The organism is Mycobacterium neumannii (genome assembly GCF_002245615.1).
Classification (GTDB): Bacteria; Actinomycetota; Actinomycetes; order Mycobacteriales; family Mycobacteriaceae; genus Mycobacterium; species Mycobacterium neumannii_A.
Map to the genome: position 1 here is coordinate 67,424 of NZ_NKCO01000018.1, position 22,231 is coordinate 89,654.

Below are 22,231 nucleotides of genomic sequence, written 5' to 3' on the forward strand. Positions count from 1 at the left end.
GCAACCGACGCCCGTGACTACGTCCCCACGTGCGCCCAGTGCGGGTCGGTCGGTAACGGTCCCCTCTTCAGGGCTTTGGCCACCGCCTCCCGGTAACCGGTGAGACCGCCGTCAGGCGGCGCGATGACGGCGTCGATGTCGTGGTCGGCCATCACCGCGTCACACTCCAGCGACTCCACCAGCGGCCGCGCCAGCCCGCCGGGGAGCGGGGTCACCAACCCGATCCACCAGCTCGCGATTGTCGGTGTGAGCCAAGGCAATACGACCATCATGCGGCGTCGGCGTCCCGCAACCTCGGCGTACACCTGCATCGCCTCGCCGTACTCGAAGACGTCCGGCCCGCCAATGTCCCACGTGCGCGACGTGGGTACCGGCGCCGTGGCGGCCTCCGCCAGATAGTGCAATGCATCGTCGATCGCGATGGGCTGGATCTTGTTGTGCACCCACTTCGGCGTGGTCATCAGCGGCAGCCGGTTGGTCAGGTGGCGGATCATCTCGAACGACGCCGAACCCGCACCGATCACGATGCCGGCCTGCAAGACCACGGTCTCGATCCCGGACTCGAGCAGGATCTCGCCGACGTCGGTCCGGGACTGAAGGTGCGGGGAGAGGTCGGCTCCCGAGGGGTGCAGTCCGCTCAGGTACACCAGTCGCTTGACGCCCACATCGCGGGCGGCGGCAACGACGTTGCGGGCCGAGCGGGCCTCCTCGTCGACGAAATTGGACGAGCTGCCCATCGAATGCACCAGGTAGTAGACGACGTCGCTGCCGGCGAACGCTTCTCGCAGCGAGTCGGCGTCCCCGAGGTCGCCGCGTGCCACCTCGACCCGGTCGCGCCACGGCACAGCGTCGAGTTTGTCGGGGTTGCGCGCCAGCGCACGTACCGTGTGGCCGCGGTCGAGCAACGCGGGCACCAACCGGCCACCGATGTAGCCGGTCGCTCCGGTCACCAAGCAACGGATCTCGTCAGTCACCCCGCCGGGATCGCCGGTTTGGGCGTCAGGCAAACCCGCAACCGGGATCGGGCATGTCAACCGACAGCGGTGTGCCAGTGGGCTTGATGTAGAGCACCCACATCACCAGCGGCGCCGGGCCCAGGTTGCGGCCGATGTGCACGTTGCCAGGACCGGTGGCCTCGGTGATCGGTGCGCCCGGCGGATAGACGCCGTCGGGCGCGCAGTTGGCCGCGGCGTCATGGGTGAGCGTGCCCTCGCGGATCACCCCGTACACCCGGCCGTCGTGATAGTGCCAGCCGGTGCTGCCGCCGGGCGCGATGGTGATCTCGCGGGTGACGTAGTCGATTCCGTCGACCGTGGCCTCCGAGAGCGTCCTTGCTTGCACGCCGGACGACGGCGTCGCGGCCGCTTCGGCCTGGCCGAACAACGCGATGGCGACCGTCACCGACGCGCACAGGGCAGAGGCGGACCAGCGAACTGTTGTCATGAGCGGTCAGATTGGCACACCGTGGGCAACCGCGCGACATCTCGGCCGGAGTGGGGACCGCCGTAGGCGGTTACCGCGGCGCGGCGAACACCGGTAGCCTTTACCGCGATGACCGAACGCGCCGAACCTGCCGGCATCTCCTACGCGTCGGCCGGGGTCGACATCGAAGCCGGTGACCGCGCTGTCGAACTCCTCAAACCGCTCGCCGAGAAGGCGACCCGACCCGAGGTGCGCGGCGGTATCGGCGGCTTCGCCGGACTGTTCGCGCTGCGCGGCGGCTACCGGGAGCCGGTGCTGGCCTCCTCCACCGACGGAGTCGGCACCAAGCTGGTGGTGGCCCAGGCCATGGACAAGCACGACACCGTCGGAATCGACCTGGTCGCGATGGTCGTCGACGATCTGGTCGTCTGCGGTGCCGAACCGCTGTTCCTACAGGACTACATCGCGGTGGGCCGCACGGTTCCCGAGCGGATCAGCGAACTAGTGGCAGGCATCGCCAATGGCTGCCTGCAGGCCGGTTGCGCACTGCTCGGCGGTGAGACGGCCGAACATCCCGGTCTGATGGCGCCCGACCACTACGACATCTCGGCGACCGGGGTGGGCGTGGTCGAGGCCGATGACGTGCTCGGCCCTGATCGGGTCAAGCCCGGCGACGTGCTGATCGCGATGGCCTCGACGGGCTTGCACTCGAACGGATACTCGCTGGCGCGCAAGGTGCTGCTCGAGATCGACCGGATGAACCTGGCCGGCCATGTCGAAGAGTTCGGCCGCACTCTGGGCGAGGAGCTTCTGGAGCCGACCCGGATCTATGCCAAGGATTGTCTGGCGCTGGCCGCCGAAACCCAGGTTCGCACGTTCTGCCATGTCACCGGCGGCGGGTTGGCCGGAAACCTCGAGCGCGTGATCCCGCATGGTCTGGTCGCCGAAATCGACCGTGGCACGTGGACTCCGGCACCGGTGTTCGCGATGATCGGGCAGCGCGGACGGGTCGAGCGCGTCGAGATGGAGCGGACCTTCAACATGGGCGTCGGCATGGTCGCGATTGTCGCGCCCGAAGACACCGACCGCGCCCTGGCGATCCTGACCGCGCGCCACCTGAACTGCTGGACGCTGGGAACGGTCAAAAAGGGCGGAAAGGACGGCCCACGAGCCGAGCTCGTCGGGCAGCACCCGCGCTTTTAGGGGTCAGCGACGCCAGTCGTCCTCGTCGACCCACTCGTCGGCCACCGGATCGGTGCCGTTCAGGTCGTTCTCGGAAGCGCCCGACAGCTCTTGCTGAAGCCGCTTTAAGTCGGTCTGTGGTGAGCTGTACTTAAGCTCACGAGCAACCTTGGTCTGCTTTGCCTTCGCCCGGCCGCGGCCCATGGGGGGACCCCCTCGCGCAATAACGGAGCGGCCCAATTGTTAGGCGGCTCCGATCTGATCTGTTTTTTATCGTCCTGCCAACACTTTAGCGTGCTTGGCCTCGCGGCGCTGGCAGGGCCTCGTCACGGCCGCGCCCCGCCGCGGAGCTGCTCGACCGCGCGCCGCCCGGCACCTGCGACGTCGGGTGGCGGAAGCGAGTCCGCGTCGATGACGGCCGGCACGCCGTCGACGGTCAATTCGGTGTCCGCGGGCAGGCCGCGCTTGAGCAGCGCCAGCGCCACCGGCCCCTCGTCGACGTGGTCGACGACGGTGCCGAGACGCCCGACGGTCCGGCCACCGGCCAGCACCGGGTCGCCGGTGGCCGGTCGGTCGCTGGAACCGTCCAGGTGCAGCCGGACCAGCATTCGGGGCGGTTTGCCCAGGTTGTGCACCCGCGCGACCGTCTCCTGTCCGCGGTAGCAGCCCTTGTCCAAATGCACGGCGGGGCCGATCCAGCCCACCTCGTGCGGGATCGTGCGCTCATCGGTGTCCACCCCCAGGCGTGCCCGCAGCGCGGCGACACGGTGCGCCTCGTACGCCCAGACCCCGGCGGGCCGGACCCCGGGGTCGGTGAGCCGCCGCAGCCACGGCTGCACCTGGTCACGGGGGATAACCAGGTCGAGTTCGACTCCGTCGCCGCGGAGACGACGTAGAAAGCCGCCCTCGGTGAGCGCGACAGCCGTCTGCTGCGCGGGAAGCGAATCGACACCCAGCGCGCCGAGCACCCCACCATCACCCAACCGCGGCCCGAGCAGGGACAACACCGCCAGATCGGCAGGTTCGACCGCGACGTCGGACCAGAACACCATCTTGCGCAGGTAGCCCAGCAGCGGCTCGCCGCGCGACGGTTCGGTGTCGAGATAGGTGATGTCGCCGAGTTCGGTCTGCACCCAGTGATCTTCGACACGGCCCTGCCCGTCGAGGCTGAGATTCTCGGTGACCGCGCCGTCGGGCAGCTCGCTGACGTGCTGGGTGGTGAGGTTGTGCAGCCACGCCTTGCGGTCAGCGCCCGTGAGCGTGAGTACGGCGCGATGCGAGCGGTCCACCACGACGGCGGCGTCGGCGGCGGCGCGTTGTTCACCCAGCGGATCGCCGTAATGCCATACGGCGCCTGCATCGGGTCCGGTGTCGGGAGCAGGGACGGCGGGTCCAGAAGATGTCACAGGTCAACTCTACGTTCGGCGCGCGACGGCCCACGGCTACGCTGTGGGCCCATGGCTGGCGAACCCGGGGTCGTGGTGACCCTTGACGGGCGACTGCACGACCCCGCGGCGCCGCTGCTGCACGCCGACGACCTCGCGGCTGTGCGCGGCGACGGCGTCTTCGAGACACTGCTGATCCGCGATGGTCGGCCATGCCTGCTCGAAGCCCACCTGTCCCGGCTCACCCAGTCGGCGCGGATGATCGACCTGCCCGACCCCGACCTGCCGCGCTGGCGCTCCGCGGTGTCCGCGGCCGTGGCCCAATGGACGTCGCAGACCGGCGAGGAGGGCGTGCTGCGGCTGGTGTACAGCAGGGGACGGGAAGGCGGTTCGCCCCCGACGGCATTCGCGACGGTCGGGTCGTTACCCGCGCGAGTGACCGAGGTGCGCCGCAACGGCCTTGCCGCGCTGACGCTGGCGCGCGGACTCGCCTCCGACGGCGCGGATGAGATGCCGTGGCTGCTCGCCGGTGCCAAGACGCTGTCGTACGCGGTGAACATGGCCGCGTTGCGACATGCCGAACGCAGCGGCGCGGGCGACGTGATCTTCGTCGGCACCGACGGGTTCATCCTCGAGGGTCCGCGCTCGACGGTCGTGATCGCCGCGGAGTCCGAGCCCGGTGCGGGCGATATCGCGTTCTTCACACCACCGCCGTGGTTTCCGATCCTGCGCGGCACCACGCAGCAGGCGCTGTTCGACGTCGCCCGCGACAAGGGCTACGACTGCGACTACCGCTCGCTGCGACCAGCGGATCTGCATACCGCACAGGGTGTTTGGCTGGTGTCGAGCATCACGTTGGCCGCGCGGGTGCACACCCTGGACGGGACACCGCTGACGCTTAGCCCGCTGGCGGCCGAGTTCGCCGAACTCGTCGACGCCGCGATCGTGTGTGATCGCTGAGCGCTGAATGGCCCGTAATCCGGTTGTCGCCTCTTGCACGCGCGGGTAGCGTCGCTCGTACACAGGAGAGGAGGTGGTCCGGAATTTTGAGTGACTTATGGACTTGTGAGGTGGCTGCGAGCTAGCAGCGCCAGGGGAATGAGCTGACGGCTCTTCGCGTCCTGCGCGCGCTGGCGAATTCCCCGCAGTCACCCGGCCCCCGAGCCCCTCGGTCTTGTCCGCCAGGAACACACGGCTCGGGGGCCGCCCCATATCTGATGGCCGAATCGGTAGCGAACCGTTGCACGCCTGGACTCGCGCTTCCCACGTGCGCCGGGCGATGATGCGGCCCATGCGCATCGTCAAGAAGCTCGGCGTGCTGCTGACCGCCCTCGCGGCCGTGACGGCCTGTGCGCCCACCGCTGAGCCCTACAGCTCGCCGGGCCTGCGGGACTGTCATAAAGACAAGCTGGCGACCCTGTACAAGGGCATCTTCACCTTCGGAACCGATCGGCCGGTGTACCCGCCGTGGTACATGGGCGACAACCCGGCCAACGGGGAAGGCTTCGAATCGGCGCTCGCGTACGCCATCGCGAACCGGCTCGGTTACGCCGCGACCGACGTGCGATGGGTGCGGGTGCCATTCGGAGAAGCCATCGCCGCGGGCGCGAAATCGTTCGACGCCAACCTGACCCAGTTCTCCATCACCGAACAGCGCAGGGCCGCCGTCGACTTCTCGACGCCGTACTTCGATGTGAACCAAGCCGTCGTCACCGTCAAGGGTTCGCCTGCGGCCGGCGTCAAAAGTCTCGATGACCTCAAAATGCTGCGGCTCGGAGCGCAGGTCGGCAGCACCAGCCACACCGCCGCGCTGGCAGTCGGCAAGAGCAGCGCGGTCACGGTGTACAACACCAACGGCGACGCGAAACTCGCGCTCTCCGACGGCGAGATCGACGCGTTGATCGCCGATCTGCCGACCGCGTTCGCGATCGTCGGCGAGTTGCGCGACGGAATGATGGTCGGCCAGCTGCCCGCAGGGGACCAAGCCGCGGAGCAGTTCGGTTTGGTGCTCGCCAAACGCAGCGGGTTGACCGCGTGCATCTCCTCGGTCGTGGACTCGCTACGCGACGACGGCACGCTGGCGCAATTGCGCGGCGAATGGTTGGCGGATGCGGGTAAGGCCCCGCAACTGGCTTAGCCGGCGGGCCCGGGCGCGAACGTGGCGCACGCCTGCATGGCCTCGTTCCAGGCCTCGGCGTCGACACCGGGTGGCGGGCCGGCAGGTCCTGGCGCAGCGGGTACGCCGTGGTCGCTCAGACACTGCGCCAGTGAACCGTGACCGGCTGGGGTCTCGGACGTGGTGGTCTGGACGGGGGCTTCGGACGTGGTGGTCTGCGCCGGAGCTGGTGAGGTGGTGGGCTGCTGCTCGCCCGGTGGTTCGGACGCACAACCTGCGAGCGCTGCGGCCGCGGCGATGCCGGCGAAGAACATGCTCGCGCGCATCAGCCGGCGAACCTCGACAGCCGGGCCGACAGGTGGGGGACCAGGCCGCCGTCGGCGTCGACGCGCTCCTCGACGTAGGCCAGATCACCACCCTCGACGATGCCGTACAGCCGTTTGGCGCCACCGACCAGCATCCCGGACTTGCTGCGCGCCAACGCATCGGTGACCAGTTCCCACGACGACTGGGACAGGGGGCGGCCGTAGAACAGCTCGATATAGCCCGCGGAGTGGGCCAGCAGCAGTTCGATGGCCTGCGATTCAGAAGGGTCGGCCGGATCGTTGACGAAGCGCCAGAAGCCGGACTCGCGCAGCGTGTGCCCCTCGAAGTCGCCCGACTCGCTGAGGCGCCACGAGCGCGCTTCCCAGATCAGGTAGTCGCTGCCGTCATGGGAGGCCACGATCTGCTGGCCGAACCGGTAGTCACCGTCGGCGCCGCGGCCCTCGCCTTCGCCGCGCCAGACACCGACGAGCGGCAGCAGCGCCAGCAGCGCGTCGTCGAGGTTCGCGCCCTCGCGGAGATTGGCGGTGTCGGCAGGTGCGGGAAGATCGCCGAAAGCCGGGATGTTGCGCGCGGCGGTCGTTTTCGCTCGTTCTGCGGCGGCCGCTACTGCGTCGTCTCCGGACGTCACGACTCGTCGGTGATCAGCCGGTACACCGCGTACAACGCGAACCAGGTGATCACCAGGGTCGCGGCTACGAGCAGGAGTTCGAAGAACAGCACCACGGGCACGAGTCTAGTGGGCGGTCGAAGGCAGAGTGCACCAGCCTCCGCCTGGCCTCGTGCGCCGAAACTGAACTTGTGTGCGGGGTCCGCGCGGATCTTCGCACACAAGTTCAGTTTCGAGCTGAAACGCTCAGGCGACCTTGACGTCGACCTCGTGGATGCCCGCGCCGGAGGGCGCGACGACGGCGTCACCGTTGCCGACCTTCGACAGCGCACGCAGCGTCCACGTGCCAGGCGCGGCGAAGAACCGAAAATCGCCGGTGGCCGACGCGACCACCTCGGCGGTGAACTCGTCAGAGCTGTCCAGAAGGCGCACGAACGCGCCGCCGACGGCCTGTCCCGACCCGTCAACGACGCGGCCGGTGATCACCGTCTCCTTCTCCAAGTCGACGCTGGCGGGCAACGTCAGGCCTTGTTTCGGGGCAGAGCACATATCAATTTCCCAACTCGATCGGGGCCCCCACCAGGGAGCCGTATTCGGTCCAACTGCCGTCGTAGTTCTTGACGTTCTTGTGTCCGAGCAGTTCCTGCAGCACGAACCAGGTGTGCGACGAGCGCTCACCGATTCGGCAGTAAGCGATGGTCTCCTTCTCGCCGTCCAGCCCGGCCTCGGCGTACAGCTTCTCCAGCGCCTCATCGGATTTGAAGGTGCCGTCGTCGTTGGCCGCCTTGCTCCACGGAACATTGATGGCGCCGGGGATATGCCCGGGTCGCTGGCTCTGCTCCTGGGGCAGGTGCGCAGGAGCCAGGATCTTGCCGGAGAACTCGTCGGGGGAGCGCACGTCGACGAGGTTCTTGCTGTCGATCGCCGCGATCACCTCGTCGCGGAAGGCGCGGATGCTGTTGTCGGGGGCCTTGGCGGTGTAGCTGGTCGCGGGTCGCTTGACCACCTCGGTGGACAGCGGACGTCCGTCGAGCTCCCACTTCTTGCGGCCGCCGTCGAGCAGCTTGACGTCCTGGTGCCCGTACAGCTTGAAGTACCAGTAGGCGTACGCGGCGAACCAGTTGTTGTTGCCGCCGTACAGGACCACGGTGTCGTCGTTCGAGATGCCGCGCTCGCTCAGCAGTTTCGAAAACTGTTCCTGGTCAACGAAATCGCGACGCACCGGGTCTTGGAGGTCGGTCTTCCAGTCGATCTTGACCGCGCCCTCGATGTGGCCGTCGTCGTAGGCGCTGGTGTCTTCGTCGACCTCGACGAACACGATGTTCGGTGCGTTGAGATTGCTCTCGGCCCAGTCGGCCGTGACCAGGACGTCGGAGCGTGCCATAGAGGAAATCCTTTCGGTTGCTTCAGGTTTGAAGTTCTATGCGGGTGACGGTGCGCTTGTGTTCTTTCGAACGCGCGCGACGAGCGGGTAGAGCTGACAACCCAGGCAGATGCCGAAGGCCGCATTGAGGAACGCCGCCACCAGCGCAAGGCCGGTGGCGATGAGACCGAGCAGCCCGAGGCCGGTCGCGAACCCGACGGCGCCGGCCACCGCGAAGACCAGCCCGACGAACTGCGCGAACATCAGCGGCGCCACCGGCTCCTTCTCGCTCACGGATCCCAGCCGCGGGGCCACGAGCCGAGCGAAGATCAGGCCGTAGGGATATGAACGCGGCCCCCGCCATGCCCCGACGGCGAACACCGCCGCCTGCAGGCCCAGCACGACCGCCGAGGCCACCGGACTCACCGGCCACAGCAGCAGAGTTGCCACCAGCACGACGGTCGTGATCCAGGCGGCGAACCGCGGCCCGCGCACGTCCACCTGGTCAGATGTCCGGCTTCGTGTTGTCGACATATCTGTCGTTGGCATTCGTGCGCTCCTGTTGCGGTCATGGGCTGGACTGGGCTGGGAAGGACCACAGGGGTCGCTCCCGAGTGCGGCGCGAAGAAGGGCGCGGCTACTCAGCAGCTGCGACAACAACAGCAAGAACCCGCAACGCGGCACAGATCGACTGCGCGGCGCTTGGTGAGCATCGGCTCGAGGCGGGCGGACACGCCGGACAGCTTACCAATCGACACGGTGATCAAGCCAACAGCGGTTCCAGAGCCGAGCGCAGGTCAGCGGCCTTGGGGACACCGTGAGTCCGATAGCGGGGCCGACCGTCCCTGTCGAACAGGATGGTGGTGGGAAGCGAGAGCACCGAAAGACGCCGCGCCGCCTCCGGGTTGGCGTCGATGTCGATCTCGATGTGGGCGACCGCGGGTAGCTCGGCACAGACCGCGTCGACCACCGTGCGCACCGCAGCGCACGGCCCGCACCACTCGGCAGAGAAGTGCACGACCGTCGGTCCGGTCGTCGACAGCCCGAGGTCGCTGGTGTCGACGTTGGCCGCGTCCTCACTCGCCGCGCGCAAGCCCGCTCGAAGCGTGAGCAGCCGCCCGATCACGAAAGCCACGCCGAGCGCCGCGATGAGCACGGTGATCGCCAAGACCCAGGAAGAGTTCATGACAGATGGAACTCGGTGAGCGCGACGGATACTCCCTCGGCGATGCCCTCGATGATGATGTCCGAGCCTCGGGCACCCTGCGCGGTCGGCGCCAGCGCGAACGGCAACTTCTGTCCGGGCAGGCTCGCGGTGAACGCGGCCAGCACGGCGTCCTCCTTGTCGTCGGGCACCTCCTGATCGGCCGTGCCGGGGCCGGTCAGCACGCCGGTGGCCGTCATCACCAACGTCGTCTGGTCCGGTCCGGCGACCTCGAGGTCCACCGCGATGCTCACCCTCTCGTGGAAGTCGGCTTTCGTCGGCGTTCCCGTGAACACCACGCCCTTGTTACTGGAGATACCCGATTCGGTGGTGCCGCCCGTGGCGTCGTTGCTCTCTCCCGTCGGCGCCTCGACCAGCAGATCCGGGATGTCCATGAACCGGCCCAGATGCGTCGAGTCGATGATGATGCGGCTCTCGGCCTTGCCGACCCGCAGCGTGGCGTCGGGTTCGACGAGCCACGAATCGCCCGGCAGATCGATGTCGTGCAGCGTCGCCTCCAACGACGCCTTGCCGACCACCCGGTTGCCGACGCCGTTCGCCCTGATCTCGACCTCGTCGTAATGACGGTCGGCCGCCTGGGTGGTGAACGGGAACCCGAGGATCGCCACCGACGGGTCGTGTTGCAGGTCAGCGGCGGTGCGCACGCTTCTGGCCAGCCGATATTCGGCGTAGATCGCCGCTCCGAAATCGGCTCCGACGGCGCACAGGGCGACCGCCAGCACCGTCGCCAACACCCCGAGCACCAGCTTGCGCACCCGCACATTCTGGCCCACGGCGGGCTCAACGCTTCGTTCGACGCAGCTGAAGAGCGGGTTGCACGCTATCGTTAGAAAACCATCGCCCCGGTAACGGGCGCATGTCGAGCATGAATCTGGGAAGTCACCGACCGACAAAGATGTCCAGGCGAGGTCCCTATGGCTGTTGGAGGGCCAGTTGGATCTACTGCTATTGACAGTCGACCCACACCCTGAGGCGGTGCTGCCGTCGCTGTCGCTTCTCGCTCACACGGTGCGCACCGCGCCGACCGAGGTGTCGTCGCTTCTGGAGGCGGGCAGCGCCGACGTCGCGATCGTCGACGCACGTACCGACCTCGCCGCGGCTCGCGGGTTGTGCAGGCTCCTGGGCACGACCGGCACCTCGGTGCCGGTGGTGGCCGTCGTCAACGAAGGCGGTCTGGTGGCCGTCAACGTCGAGTGGGGTCTTGACGAGATCCTGCTGCCCAGCACCGGGCCCGCCGAGATCGATGCGCGGCTGCGGCTGCTCGTCGGACGCCGCGGCGGAGTGGCCAACCAGGAGAACGTCGGCAAGATCAGCCTCGGCGAACTGGTGATCGACGAGGGCACCTACACCGCCCGCCTTCGCGGTCGCCCCCTCGACCTGACCTACAAGGAATTCGAGCTGCTCAAGTACCTGGCCCAGCACGCCGGCCGGGTCTTCACCCGCGCGCAGCTGTTGCAGGAGGTCTGGGGTTACGACTTCTTCGGCGGCACCCGCACGGTGGATGTGCACGTGCGACGGTTGCGCGCCAAGCTCGGTCCCGAGTACGAATCGCTGATCGGCACGGTGCGCAACGTCGGCTACAAGGCGGTCCGACCGGCTCGCGGGCGCGCGTCCGCCCCCGAAGCCGCGGTCCCCGACGACATCGACGGCGTGGACCTCGAGACGCCGGACGGTATCGCCGAAGCGTTGGCCGACCCGCTGCGAAGCCCGTGACGGAACTTCTCTGGCGCACCGAACTCTCCGGCGACGAGCAGCGTCGCATCCATGAACTGATCGAGGCCGCCACCTCCGCGGACGGCGTCGCCCCGGTCGGCGAGCAGGTGCTGCGGGAACTGCCGCACGACCGCACCCGCCACCTGGTGGCCCGCGACGACGAGGACATCGTCGGCTATCTGAACCTCGCCGGGGACGATGAGTCGGTGATGGCCGAAGCGGTCGTGCACCCGCGCTCGCGACGTCGCGGGATCGGCGCGGCGCTGGTGCGGGCGGGCCTCGCCGAGGGCGGCGACGACGCCCGCGTGTGGGCGCACGGCAACCTGGAGGCGGCACGCGCGACCGCCGCCTCGCTCGGGCTGACGGTGGTGCGCGAACTCCTGCAGATGCGGCGTCCGCTGACCGATCTGCCTCCGACACCGACACCCGACGGTGTCCGCATCACCACCTACTCAGGCCCGGCAGACGACGCCGCGTTGCTGCGCGTCAACAACGCGGCCTTCGTCTGGCATCCCGAGCAGGGTGGATGGACCGAGGCGGACATCGACGAGCGCCGTGGCGAACCGTGGTTCGACCCCGACGGTTTGTTCCTGGCCGTCGATGAGGACACCGATGAGTTGCTCGGATTTCACTGGACGAAAATCCACGACGCCGACCTCGGCGAGGTCTATGTCGTCGGCGTCGATCCAGCGGCCCAGGGTCGCGGCCTCGGCGCAGTGCTGACCCTGACCGGTCTCCATCACCTCGCCGAGCGACTGTCGGGGAGTGCGGATTCCGCCGTGATGCTTTACGTGGAAGCAGATAACTCCGCGGCGGTGAACACCTACCGAAGGCTCGGCTTCACGGTGTTCTCCGTCGATGCCGCTTATGCGCAGCGTGCCGACCGCTAGCTGGGAAAGCACGGCCAACTAACTGAACGTGTTCACCGCCCGTTCACCTGTCATCCGCGATTCGTCCACCGGCGCCGCATACGTTGCCAGGGAGTTCAAGCCGTCCGATTCGAAAGTGGGATTCGTGAAGTTCAACCTTGGCAAGACCACCTGCAGCCCGCTGCTGACCACGTTCTCGGTGGCCGCGATCGTGGCGTTGACCTTGTCGGCGTGTGGCAGCGACAACAACGCCGGGACCACTGCGACCACGGGCGGTGACGGGGCGGCGTCATCGGTCGAGTGCGGCGGCAAGAACTCCGTCACGGCCGAAGGTTCGACGGCTCAACAGAACGCGATCGCCGAGTTCAACAAGGTCTGGGGCCAGCACTGCCCGGGTAAGAACCTGTCGTACAACCCCACCGGATCCGGCGCCGGACGCGAGCAGTTCATCGCCGGTCAGGTCGATTTCGCGGGATCGGATTCGGCTCTGTCGGGCGATCAGGTCCAGCAGGCCGCGCAGCGCTGCGACGGCAACCCGGCATGGAACCTTCCGCTGGTCTTCGGCCCAGTCGCGTTGGCCTACAACATCGAAGGCGTCGACAAGCTGATTCTCAACGCCGACCTGCTCGCGAAGATCTTCCAGGGACAGATCACCAAGTGGAACGATCCCGCGATCGCTGCGCTCAACGACGGAACCAACCTGCCAGACAGCGACATCACGCCGATCTACCGGTCGGACTCCTCGGGCACCACCGACAACTTCCAGAAGTACCTCGCCACCGCCGCCCCCCAGAGTTGGACCAAGGGTGCTGGCAGCGAGTTCCAGGGCGGTGCCGGCGAAGGCGCCCAGAAGTCGGCAGGCGTCGTGCAGGCCGTGCAGGCGACCGGCGGATCGATCGGCTACGTGGAGAAGGGCTTCGCCGAACAGGGTGGGGTGCCGTTCGCCCAAATCGACAGTGGCGCAGGCGCGGTCGAGCTGACCGATGAGTCTGCCAAGAAGGCGATCGACGTTGCGACGTTCGTCGCGGAAGGCAACGACCTGACGCTCGACTTGAACTCGTTGTACGGGACGAAGGAGCCCGGCGCCTACCCCTTGGTGCTCGCCACGTACGAGATCGTCTGCTCGAAGGGCTACGACCCCGAAACCGCTGCGGCGGTCAAGTCGTTCCTGACGATCTCGGCGAACGACGGTCAGCAGAACCTTTCGCCCGCGGGCTATGTGCCGCTGCCGGACCGCTTCAAACAACGACTCCTGACATCCATCGACGCGATTGCCTAGTTTCGTGGCGCACGGCCGAGGATACGGTGAGGATGGGTCCTGGGACCGATGACCGATAGGCTCGAGGTGACAATCCCCAATCCGTCCGACGCGGGATCGGGTGAAGCGCTCGCTTCACCCTTTCCCGAGCCGACCCCGATAAGCAGCAACCCGTCGAGGAACGCCAAAGAGCGTGTCGGCGACCGGATCTTCCGCGGGCTGGCGGAGGGCTCGGGCGCCTTCATCGTCGCACTGATCGCGGCCATCGGGGCGTTCCTGCTGTGGCGGGCGATCCCGGCGTTGGCGCGCAACGAGGAGAACTTCTTCCTCTACGGCGGCACTTGGAAGACCACCGACACGTCGGCGATGCATTTCGGCATCCTCGATCTGCTACAGGTGACGGTATTCGTGTCGGTGTTCGCGCTCGTTCTGGCGATGCCTGTGGCCCTTGGCATCGCGATCTTTCTGACCCAGTACGCGCCGCGTCGGGTCGCGGGTCCGCTGGCGTACATGGTCGACCTGTTGGCCGCGGTGCCGTCGATCATCTACGGCGTGTGGGGGCTCTACGTCCTGGCCCCGGTGCTGAAGCCGGTTGCGTTGTGGCTGAACGAGAACGTCGGCTGGCTGTTCCTCTTCAAGACCGGGACGGCGTCGGTGGCAGGCGGCGGGACGATCTTCACGGCGGGAATCGTGCTGGCGGTGATGATCCTTCCGATCATCACCGCGGTCACGCGCGAGGTGTTCATCCAGACACCGCGGGGCCAGATCGAGGCGGCGCTGGCCCTGGGTGCCACCCGCTGGGAAGTGGTGCGCACGACCGTACTGCCGTTCGGCATGTCCGGTTACATCAGCGGGGCGATGCTCGGCCTCGGCCGTGCGCTGGGCGAGACCATCGCGCTGCTGATCATCCTGCGCGGAACACAGCAGGCGTTCGGGTGGTCGCTGTTTGACGGTGGCTACACCTTTGCGAGCCTGATCGCAGCCACCGCAAGCGAATTCAACGACCAGTACAAGGCGGGCGCCTATATCGCCGCCGGCCTGGTGCTGTTCGTGCTGACGTTCGTGGTGAACTCGCTGGCACGTGCGGCGGTCGCCGGGAAGGGTGCAAAGTGACGTCGACACTGGACCGGCCGGTCAAGGCGACCACCTTCCAAGGGGTGAGCCTTCGCCGCAAGATGACCAACAACGTCGCGACGATTCTGGTCACACTGAGCGTTCTGATCGCCCTGGTTCCCCTGCTGTGGGTGCTTTACTCGGTGGTCGTCAAGGGTTTCAACTCGCTGACCTCGCCGCAGTGGTTCTGGCACTCACAAGCGGGTATGACGGCGTTCCAGGCGGGCGGAGGGGCGTACCACGCCATCGTGGGCACGCTGCTGCAGGGTTTGGTGTGTGCAGCCATCTCCATTCCGATCGGTGTGTTTGTCGGGATTTATCTCGTCGAGTACGGCGGCGGAACACGATTCGGCAAGGTGACCACGTTCATGGTCGACATCCTCACCGGCGTACCGTCGATCGTCGCAGCGCTGTTCATCTACGCACTGTGGGTGGCGACGTTCGGCTTCCCGCGGTCCGGCTTCGCGGTGTCGCTGTCCCTGGTGCTGCTGATGATCCCGGTCATCGTGCGCGCGACCGAGGAGATGCTGCGTATCGTGCCGATGGACCTGCGTGAGGCTAGCTATGCCCTCGGCGTGCCGAAGTGGAAAACCATTGTCCGCATTGTGATTCCAACCGCACTATCCGGCATCGTCACGGGAGTCATGTTGGCGCTGGCGCGCGTCATGGGTGAGACCGCACCGCTGCTGGTCCTCGTCGGCTACTCGCAGGCGATGAACTTCGACATGTTCGACGGCTTCATGGGCTCGCTGCCCGGCATGATGTACGACCAGACCTCGGCGGGTGCGGGTGCGAATCCCGTCCCCACGGATCGGTTGTGGGGCGCCGCCCTGACCTTGATCCTGCTGATCGCCTTACTCAACGTCGGGGCGCGATTCCTCGCGAAGGTCTTCGCCCCCAAAAAGGTTTAGGAGATTTCGATGGCCAAGCGCTTAGATCTCAAGGACGTCAACATCTTCTACGGCGCGTTTCACGCCGTGGCCGATGTCTCGCTGGCGGTGCCGCCCCGCAACGTGACCGCCTTCATCGGCCCGTCGGGCTGCGGTAAATCCACTGTGCTGCGGACACTGAATCGCATGCACGAGGTCATCCCGGGTGCGCGCGTCGAGGGCTCGGTGCTGCTCGACGGTGAGAACATCTACGGCGCGGGAGTCGACCCGGTCGGTGTGCGCAAGACCATCGGCATGGTGTTCCAGCGGCCAAACCCCTTCCCCACCATGTCGATTCGCGACAACGTGGTCGCCGGACTCAAGCTTCAAGGCGTGCGCAACAAGAAGACACTGGACGAGGTGGCCGAGCGGTCGCTGCGCGGCGCCAACCTGTGGAACGAGGTCAAGGACCGGTTGGACAAGCCCGGCGGCGGACTGTCCGGTGGGCAGCAGCAGCGGCTGTGCATCGCTCGCGCGATCGCCGTTGAGCCTGACGTGCTGCTGATGGACGAGCCGTGCTCGGCACTCGACCCGATCTCGACGCTGGCGATCGAGGATCTGATCGCCACGCTCAAGCAGGAGTTCACGATCGTCATCGTCACGCACAACATGCAACAGGCGGCACGGGTGAGCGATCAGACCGCGTTCTTCAACCTCGAGGCCACAGGTAAGCCCGGCCGGCTCATCGAGATCGACGACACCGAGAAGATCTTCTCGAACCCGTCCCAGAAGGCGACCGAGGACTACATCTCAGGGCGCTTCGGCTGAGCCGCCCGAACGCCCGCGTCACCGCGACGCGGGCATATCCACTTCGGTGGGGTGCTTACCGGTGACCTGGAAGATCACCCGCCGGGCGACTTCGACGGCGTGGTCGGCGAACCGCTCGTAGAAGCGACCGAGCAGGGTCACATCCACTGCGGCCGCCACGCCGTGCTTCCACTCCCGATCCATCAACACCGTGAACAAGTGGCGGTGCAGGTCGTCCATCGCATCGTCTTCTTCTCCGATGCGCGCGGCCTTCTCGGGGTCGCGGGTCACCAGGACCTCCTGGGCGCTGTTGCCCAATTCCACCGCGAGACGGCCCATCTCGGCGAAGTATCCGTTCACCTCTTCGGGCAGCGCATGCTGGGGGTGGCGGCGACGGGCGATCTTGGCGACGTGCAGCGCGAGGGCACCCATACGGTCCACGTCGGCGACGATCTGGATCGAACCGACGATGGCCCGAAGGTCGCCCGCCACCGGCGCCTGCAAGGCGAGCAGCACGAACGCCGACTCCTCGGCCCGTGCGCTCATCTGGGCGATCTGTTCGTGGTCGGTGATGACCTGTTCGGCCAGCACGAGATCGGCTTGCAGCAGGGCCTGGGTGGCGCGCTCCATCGCCGCGCCCGCCAGCCCGCACATCTCTCCGAGCTGGGTGGTCAGAGCCTCCAACTGCTCGTGATACGCAGTACGCATGTCTCCACCCTACGGGCATCGCGACCGAAACGGCATGAAGCGAGCGGTGAACGAAAGGTGAACCCCACCTGCTGAAACGCCGTGACCGGCGCGATTACTCGCAGCTGGTGTCGGCTGCGTTCGTGACCGCGAGATCCTCCGGGAGCTGCGTCGGGGTGCTCTTGGACCCGCGAACGACGTGCACCTGGACCGGGGAGCCGCTCGGTGACGGCGGGGTGACGGTGTGGAAGTCGCTGCCCAACACCACGCGCACGGTGTCACCCATCCCCGTCGTTCGCTCCACCTTGGCGTTGGCGAAGGAGGACGCCACCGTGGCCGCCGCCTCTTCGTTGCCCGGTGAGAAGAACACCGTCGTCGAATCCAGCGGACCCGGGTAGTCGTCGGGGGAGGTGACGTTGAAACCGTGGGTCTGCAGTTCGCTCGCCGCCGTCGCGGCGAGACCGTTCTCCCCGGTGGAGTTCGATACCTGGACCGTGATGTCGGCCGGATCGGTGGTGATCGCGTCCACGAGCTCACCCGACGGCGCGGCGTCATGGGTCGGCGCGGCCGACTCGGGCTGGGCGCGGGTCGACGACTCGGGCGTCCCGGGCACCGGGGTGTTGTCGGCGTTCTTCTCCTCAGGCAGCGGATCGTCGTTGATGATCGCGTCGAAGATCGCCCGGGTGTCCTCCTCCCGCAGGTGCTCGTTGCCGTACTCGTCCATGTAGCCCGTCGTCGGCACAGTCAAGAACGTGATCCGGCCGGCGGCGATGCCCTGGATCGACTGGCCGAGCGTCACGAGGTCCTTGGTGTCCATGTTGTCGACATAGCTGTCGTTGATGAACATGTTGACCACGTTGTTGAGCTTGGACAGCGAGAAGAACACCTCTTTGGAGATCATCGAGCGCATCAGCGACGACAAGAACAGCTGCTGGCGTTTGATCCGCCCATAGTCGCCATTGGTCTCGGTGGTCACCTGGCGGGCGCGCACGTACTGAAGAGCCGTGTGTCCGTCGACCATCTGCCGACCCGCGTGGGGAAGCACCGTTCCGAGCTCGTAGTCTTCGAGCGGCGTGGTGCTACACACCTCGACTCCACCGAGGGCGTCCACCATCTTCGAGAACCCCGCGAAATCGACTGCCATGAAACGGTTTATCGAAAGGCCGGACATCTTCTGGATGACCTTGACCAGGCACTTGGGGCCGCCGACGGCGTACGCCGAGTTCAGCTTGTACTCGGTGTAGACCTCCTCGGCGCCGTACATCGGCGACTCGGAGTCGGTGATCGGACCGTAGTTGCCGGTCTTGGGATCCCACGGCTCGCACTTCATCGGCTCGATCGCGAGGTCCCGCGGAAACGACACCGCCACAACACGTTCCCGGTTCGCCGGAATGTTCACCAGCATGACGGTGTCCGAGCGCGCGCCCGCGGCGTCCTCGGTGGTGCCCGCGCCCATGTCGCTGTTCTCGCCGAGCCGGCTATCGACACCGACGATCAGGAAGTTCTCGTCACCGAATTGCGCGTTGGGGTCCAGGATGTCGCGAGAATCGGGGTCCAGCGCGGAGATCCGGTTCATCATGTTGTTCTTCGCCGACTGCCACTGCCATGCCCCGCCGGTCATCGCGAGTGCGAGCACGGCGATCAGCGCGGCGATCGCGCGTCCGGCGATGAGCGTGCGGCGCCGACGCTTGCGGGGCTTCGCCGGCCTGCCGGCGGTGGCCGCATGCGCCGCGGGCACCCGGCTGGGCCTGCGAATGAGAGCGAGGTCGGGCAGCTCCGCACCGGCGCGGACGACTGGCAGGATCTCCGTGTCGCAGTCGTTGTCCTCGCTGGAAGCGGACGGCTCCGATTCGTACAGTCCGGCTGGTTCGCCGGGGTCATCCGGTGAGTCCGGCCCCGCCGGTGCGTCGGGCACCGCCGCGATGATCTCGGTGGGCGGTGCCGGCGGCTCGGGAGGCTCTGGTGCGCGGCGGCGCCGACGCCGCAGTTCGGGGGGCACCGCGCCGTCACCGGACAACTTGGCGATGAGGTCGGCGACGGTCACGCCGTCGGTGTGGTTACCCGTGGACTCGGGTTCGGCAGCTTCGGCCTCCGACGGCTCCTGCCGGCGAGGAAGGTCCGCACGCTCCCAGGGCGCAGCGCCCGGCGCGGGCCGTTGGCTGCGGGTGAGCCACCGGTTGTCACCGTCGGTGGGGTCGGGAGGGCCAGGAGTGGCGTTATCGCCGTCACTCATGTCCTACCGGCCTCCGACTCTCGACATGTGCAGCTCAGGGGCGAACACGGCACCGCGCGCCATTGCAACGGCACTTGGGTGACTCCGCGACGGGAGCGCATTACGAACGAGACTCATATCGTACTGAGACATCCTGAGAGATGTGATGTCAGAGTCGTCTCAGGACGGAGACGACTGGGAGACGGCTACCCACCGGAGTGCATGACCTCGGCACCGGCGGGCACCGTGCAGTCGTCGGGATCGGCCAGCCAGCCCTCGGGCAATGCCACCGAGGCAGCAGAACCCTGGCGGCCGCGTGGACCGGTTGCGGCGTCGGGGAATGGCACGTCGGCATCGAGCCTACTGAGCAGTTCCTCGAGCTCGGAAAGGGATTTGACCAGCGCCAACGCCCGTCGCAGGTCGGCGCCGGCGGGGAATCCGTGCAGGTACCAGGCGACATGCTTGCGGATGTCGCGCATGCCCTTGTCCTCACCGAAATGGGCTGCCAACAATTCACCGTGACGCACGATGATCGACGCCACCTCGCCGAGCGTGGGCGGTGGGGGTGCGGGACGCCCCGTGAACGCGGCCGACAGTTCGGCGAACAACCAGGGCCTGCCCAGACAGCCGCGACCGATCACCACACCGTCACATCCGGTGGCCGACATCATCGCCAGCGCGTCGGAGGCTTCGAAGATGTCGCCGTTGCCCAGCACGGGTACGCCCGTGACGTGCGCTTTGAGCGCCGCGATCTGATCCCAGTCCGCCTTGCCGGAGTAGCGCTGAGCCGCGGTCCGCGCGTGCAGGGCCACCGCTGCGGCGCCCTCCTCGGCGGCGATCCTGCCGGCGTCCAGATGGGTGCGGTGCCCGTCGTCGATCCCGATGCGGAACTTCACCGTCACGGGGACCTCGGTGCCCTCGGTCGCGCGGACCGCCGCGGCGACGATCTGCCCGAACAGCCTGCGCTTGTACGGCAGGGCAGCACCCCCGCCGCGCCGGGTGACCTTGGGCACCGGGCAGCCGAAGTTCATGTCGATGTGGTCGGCCAGACCTTCGTCGACGATCATCTTCGCCGCGGCGTAGGTGTTCTGAGGATCGACCGAGTACAGCTGCAGCGAACGCGGGGTCTCGTCGGGCGCGAACGTCACCATGTGCATGGTTCCCGGATGCCGCTCGACCAGAGCTCGCGCTGTGACCATCTCGCACACGTACAAGCCGCTGACCGTGCCCGCTTTGGCCAGCTCGAGTTCGCGGCACAGGGTGCGGAACGCGACGTTGGTCACACCGGCCATCGGCGCCAGTACGACCGGGCTGCGGAGCCCTATCGGGCCGATCAGCAGTTCGCGCTCGTCGGCCAGGACCGTCATGAGGGCGAGGCGGCCAGAACCTTCTTCGCGGAGAGCTTCTCGGCCTTGCGCGCCTCGCGCTCGAGGCGACGCTGCTTGGATTCCTCGAACTTCTGCGAGGCCTCCTCCAGCTCCTCGACCAGCACACCGAGGTCGTCGCGCATGCGCGCGGCCTCACCGGTGAAGTCTTCGCGTTCGAAGATCCGCCACTTCTTGAGCACCGGCATCACCACATCGTCGAGGTGGATACGCGGATCGTAGACACCGCCGACGGCGATGATGACGGCCTTGCGGCGGAACTCGGGAACCGTGTAACCGGGCATCTTGAAGTTGCGCAGCACGCGGTGAAGACAGTGCATCGCCTGGTCGGGCGCGATGTCGAAGCCGGCTTCGGAGACGTCCCGGTAGAAGATCATGTGCAGGTTCTCATCGGCCGACACCCGAGCCAGCAGCTGGTCAGCCACGGTCTCGTTGCACGCCTTGCCGGTGTTGCGGTGCGAGACGCGGGTCGCCAACTCCTGGAAGGTCACGTAGATGACCGAGTCGAAGAGGCTCTCCGCGAAGAGGTCGCCCTGCTGGTTCTGGCCCGGGGAGAAGCCTCGGGTGACCTGCTCGACGCGCAGCTGTTCCAGCTGCACGGGGTCGACCGACCGGGTGACGACGAGGTAGTCGCGCAGTGCGATGCCGTGCCGGTTCTCCTCGGCGGTCCACCGGTTGACCCACTGGCCCCATGCGCCGTCCATGCCCATGTTCATCGCGATCTCGCGGTGATACGACGGCAGGTTGTCCTCGGTCAGCAGGTTCTGGATCATCGCCACCTGGGCGACTTCCGACAGTTGCGACTGCTCGGGGTCCCAATCCTGGCCGCCAAGTGCGTAGTAGTTCTTGCCGTCCGACCACGGGATGTAGTCGTGCGGATTCCAGTCCTTGCGCATCGACAAGTGCCGGTTCAGGTACTTCTCGACGACAGGTTCGAGCTCATGCAGCAGATGTAGGTCAGTCAAATTCTCGTGCATTGATCCTTACTCCTTCTCGCGTGCGAGAGCCCCACCCATTAGATATCTGTACCCGTTGGTTGCACTCAATATATCTGTGTCCCCCGGTGACATCAAGTTCCGCGCAACAGTGTCACAACCGCCTCATGAGACGCATCCGTCGATGTAGTATCCCCGTCGGGCAAACACTTACGCCCTGAATTCGGCATCACCGGAGACACGGAGGACGGGCGTTGCTCAAGTTGCGGCATCTGTGGGCAGGCGCGGCCGTCGCCGCGGTAGCGGCGGGTACCGCGCTCATGGGAGCGGGCCAGGCCGCCGCGGTGCCCGACGTCGTCGACCGCCCCTATAAGGACGCCAAGAAGATCATCCAGCAGTACGGCGGCAACGCCGTGGTCGCAACGCGGGTCGGGAGCAGCGCCGACGAAGGCAACTGCCTGGTGACGAACGCGTGGGATGCCGCTGTTCGCCGCCCGAACTCGCGGGGGCGCCCGGTCTCCAACAGCGATGTCATGGTGGCCCTGAACTGCAATGCCGCGGTCGCCGCGCCCGGCGCGCCGGGCAACTCCGCGATGAGCCCCGTCGGCCGCGACGCCAAGGCCGCGCAGCAACGTCAGCAGGCGAAAGCCGCGCGCGAGGCGGCGATGTTGGAAGAGCAGGAACTGGCCGCACCCGTCACGCCGGACAACTGAGTTCTCGCCCGTCCGACCTCCACAACCGGCGCTTGCTCCGGTG

General features: G+C 67.1%; 26 protein-coding genes. 10 read left to right on the top strand and 16 right to left on the bottom strand.

What is annotated here, in order from left to right; translation table 11 throughout:
• Positions 1-17: 17 nt before the first annotated feature.
• A complete protein-coding gene (locus tag CEX88_RS19220; RefSeq protein WP_094294727.1) occupies positions 18-974 on the bottom strand; it encodes an NAD(P)H-binding protein in 957 nt (318 codons plus the stop codon).
• 25 nt (positions 975-999) lie between these two features.
• Positions 1,000-1,443 (bottom strand): cupin domain-containing protein, encoded by a 444-nt coding sequence (locus CEX88_RS19225; protein WP_068198488.1) that lies wholly within the window; start codon positions 1,441-1,443, stop codon positions 1,000-1,002.
• A gap of 108 nt (positions 1,444-1,551) precedes the next feature.
• Between CEX88_RS19225 and purM the strand changes: the two genes are divergently transcribed.
• Positions 1,552-2,625 carry a phosphoribosylformylglycinamidine cyclo-ligase gene (gene purM / locus CEX88_RS19230; protein WP_064424988.1) on the top strand — a complete coding sequence of 358 codons (1,074 nt, stop codon included), beginning with the start codon at positions 1,552-1,554 and terminating at the stop codon, positions 2,623-2,625.
• A gap of 3 nt (positions 2,626-2,628) precedes the next feature.
• On the opposite strand, the gene CEX88_RS19235 is transcribed toward purM, so the two are convergent.
• Positions 2,629-2,808: a DUF3073 domain-containing protein gene (locus CEX88_RS19235; protein WP_064395225.1), complete on the bottom strand. Its 180-nt coding sequence runs from the start codon at positions 2,806-2,808 to the stop codon at positions 2,629-2,631.
• A 122-nt stretch (positions 2,809-2,930) separates the two neighbouring features.
• Positions 2,931-4,010, bottom strand: a complete 1,080-nt coding sequence (ygfZ, locus tag CEX88_RS19240) for a CAF17-like 4Fe-4S cluster assembly/insertion protein YgfZ (protein ID WP_094294694.1) — start codon at positions 4,008-4,010, stop codon at positions 2,931-2,933.
• A gap of 51 nt (positions 4,011-4,061) precedes the next feature.
• Between ygfZ and CEX88_RS19245 the strand changes: the two genes are divergently transcribed.
• Both CEX88_RS19245 and CEX88_RS19250 read left to right on the top strand, forming a co-directional pair.
• Entirely contained in the window at positions 4,062-4,949 is an 888-nt protein-coding gene (locus CEX88_RS19245) for an aminodeoxychorismate lyase (protein ID WP_066844287.1), read from the top strand.
• A gap of 331 nt (positions 4,950-5,280) precedes the next feature.
• Positions 5,281-6,126 carry an ABC transporter substrate-binding protein gene (locus tag CEX88_RS19250; protein WP_094294728.1) on the top strand — a complete coding sequence of 282 codons (846 nt, stop codon included), beginning with the start codon at positions 5,281-5,283 and terminating at the stop codon, positions 6,124-6,126.
• Here CEX88_RS19250 and CEX88_RS19255 read toward each other — a convergent pair.
• From CEX88_RS19255 to lmeA, 8 genes are all read right to left on the bottom strand, one after another.
• The gene (locus tag CEX88_RS19255; protein WP_094294695.1) at positions 6,123-6,431 is read right to left on the bottom strand and encodes a hypothetical protein; all 309 of its coding nucleotides are present in this window, start codon (positions 6,429-6,431) and stop codon (positions 6,123-6,125) included. The genes CEX88_RS19250 and CEX88_RS19255 overlap by 4 nt on opposite strands.
• A complete protein-coding gene (locus CEX88_RS19260; protein ID WP_094294696.1) occupies positions 6,431-7,060 on the bottom strand; it encodes a heme-binding beta-barrel domain-containing protein in 630 nt (209 codons plus the stop codon). Before CEX88_RS19260 ends, CEX88_RS19255 begins: the two co-directional genes overlap by 1 nt.
• A gap of 225 nt (positions 7,061-7,285) precedes the next feature.
• Complete coding sequence (locus CEX88_RS19270) at positions 7,286-7,588, bottom strand: DUF1416 domain-containing protein (protein WP_059098314.1); 303 nt, start codon at positions 7,586-7,588, stop codon at positions 7,286-7,288.
• Between the two features lies 1 nt (position 7,589).
• Positions 7,590-8,423 carry a sulfurtransferase gene (locus CEX88_RS19275; protein WP_066844278.1) on the bottom strand — a complete coding sequence of 278 codons (834 nt, stop codon included), beginning with the start codon at positions 8,421-8,423 and terminating at the stop codon, positions 7,590-7,592.
• A gap of 36 nt (positions 8,424-8,459) precedes the next feature.
• Positions 8,460-8,936, bottom strand: coding sequence for a DUF4395 domain-containing protein (locus tag CEX88_RS19280; RefSeq protein ID WP_094294697.1), 477 nt, complete (start codon positions 8,934-8,936; stop codon positions 8,460-8,462).
• A gap of 107 nt (positions 8,937-9,043) precedes the next feature.
• Positions 9,044-9,160 carry an Ms5788A family Cys-rich leader peptide gene (locus CEX88_RS26620; protein ID WP_420799233.1) on the bottom strand — a complete coding sequence of 39 codons (117 nt, stop codon included), beginning with the start codon at positions 9,158-9,160 and terminating at the stop codon, positions 9,044-9,046.
• A gap of 5 nt (positions 9,161-9,165) precedes the next feature.
• Positions 9,166-9,588, bottom strand: coding sequence for a thioredoxin family protein (locus CEX88_RS19285; RefSeq protein ID WP_066844272.1), 423 nt, complete (start codon positions 9,586-9,588; stop codon positions 9,166-9,168).
• Complete coding sequence (lmeA, locus tag CEX88_RS19290; RefSeq protein WP_238382117.1) at positions 9,585-10,400, bottom strand: mannan chain length control protein LmeA; 816 nt, start codon at positions 10,398-10,400, stop codon at positions 9,585-9,587. Before lmeA ends, CEX88_RS19285 begins: the two co-directional genes overlap by 4 nt.
• Before the next feature lie 160 nt (positions 10,401-10,560).
• Between lmeA and CEX88_RS19295 the strand changes: the two genes are divergently transcribed.
• From CEX88_RS19295 to pstB, 6 genes are all read left to right on the top strand, one after another.
• A complete protein-coding gene (locus tag CEX88_RS19295; RefSeq protein WP_066844484.1) occupies positions 10,561-11,340 on the top strand; it encodes a winged helix-turn-helix transcriptional regulator in 780 nt (259 codons plus the stop codon).
• Positions 11,337-12,230, top strand: a complete 894-nt coding sequence (gene mshD / locus CEX88_RS19300; RefSeq protein ID WP_094294698.1) for a mycothiol synthase — start codon at positions 11,337-11,339, stop codon at positions 12,228-12,230. The genes CEX88_RS19295 and mshD overlap by 4 nt, the downstream gene beginning before the upstream one ends.
• Before the next feature lie 124 nt (positions 12,231-12,354).
• Positions 12,355-13,488, top strand: coding sequence for a phosphate ABC transporter substrate-binding protein PstS (pstS, locus tag CEX88_RS19305; protein ID WP_202931573.1), 1,134 nt, complete (start codon positions 12,355-12,357; stop codon positions 13,486-13,488).
• A 48-nt stretch (positions 13,489-13,536) separates the two neighbouring features.
• Positions 13,537-14,580 (top strand): phosphate ABC transporter permease subunit PstC, encoded by a 1,044-nt coding sequence (gene pstC, locus CEX88_RS19310; RefSeq protein WP_094294699.1) that lies wholly within the window; start codon positions 13,537-13,539, stop codon positions 14,578-14,580.
• The gene (gene pstA, locus CEX88_RS19315; RefSeq protein ID WP_064397551.1) at positions 14,577-15,491 is read left to right on the top strand and encodes a phosphate ABC transporter permease PstA; all 915 of its coding nucleotides are present in this window, start codon (positions 14,577-14,579) and stop codon (positions 15,489-15,491) included. Before pstC ends, pstA begins: the two co-directional genes overlap by 4 nt.
• Positions 15,492-15,500: 9 nt before the next feature.
• Positions 15,501-16,277, top strand: coding sequence for a phosphate ABC transporter ATP-binding protein PstB (pstB, locus tag CEX88_RS19320; RefSeq protein ID WP_094294700.1), 777 nt, complete (start codon positions 15,501-15,503; stop codon positions 16,275-16,277).
• A gap of 18 nt (positions 16,278-16,295) precedes the next feature.
• Here pstB and phoU read toward each other — a convergent pair whose 3' ends face one another.
• From phoU to CEX88_RS19340, 4 genes are all read right to left on the bottom strand, one after another.
• Positions 16,296-16,964, bottom strand: coding sequence for a phosphate signaling complex protein PhoU (phoU, locus tag CEX88_RS19325; protein WP_068198449.1), 669 nt, complete (start codon positions 16,962-16,964; stop codon positions 16,296-16,298).
• 94 nt (positions 16,965-17,058) lie between these two features.
• Complete coding sequence (locus CEX88_RS19330) at positions 17,059-19,176, bottom strand: LCP family protein (protein ID WP_094294701.1); 2,118 nt, start codon at positions 19,174-19,176, stop codon at positions 17,059-17,061.
• Positions 19,177-19,361: 185 nt separating this feature from the next.
• Positions 19,362-20,522 (bottom strand): tRNA dihydrouridine synthase DusB, encoded by a 1,161-nt coding sequence (dusB, locus tag CEX88_RS19335; RefSeq protein ID WP_094294702.1) that lies wholly within the window; start codon positions 20,520-20,522, stop codon positions 19,362-19,364.
• Complete coding sequence (locus tag CEX88_RS19340; RefSeq protein ID WP_066844248.1) at positions 20,519-21,517, bottom strand: acyl-ACP desaturase; 999 nt, start codon at positions 21,515-21,517, stop codon at positions 20,519-20,521. Before CEX88_RS19340 ends, dusB begins: the two co-directional genes overlap by 4 nt.
• A gap of 212 nt (positions 21,518-21,729) precedes the next feature.
• Between CEX88_RS19340 and CEX88_RS19345 the strand changes: the two genes are divergently transcribed.
• A complete protein-coding gene (locus CEX88_RS19345) occupies positions 21,730-22,188 on the top strand; it encodes a PASTA domain-containing protein (protein ID WP_066844245.1) in 459 nt (152 codons plus the stop codon).
• Positions 22,189-22,231 lie beyond the last annotated feature (43 nt).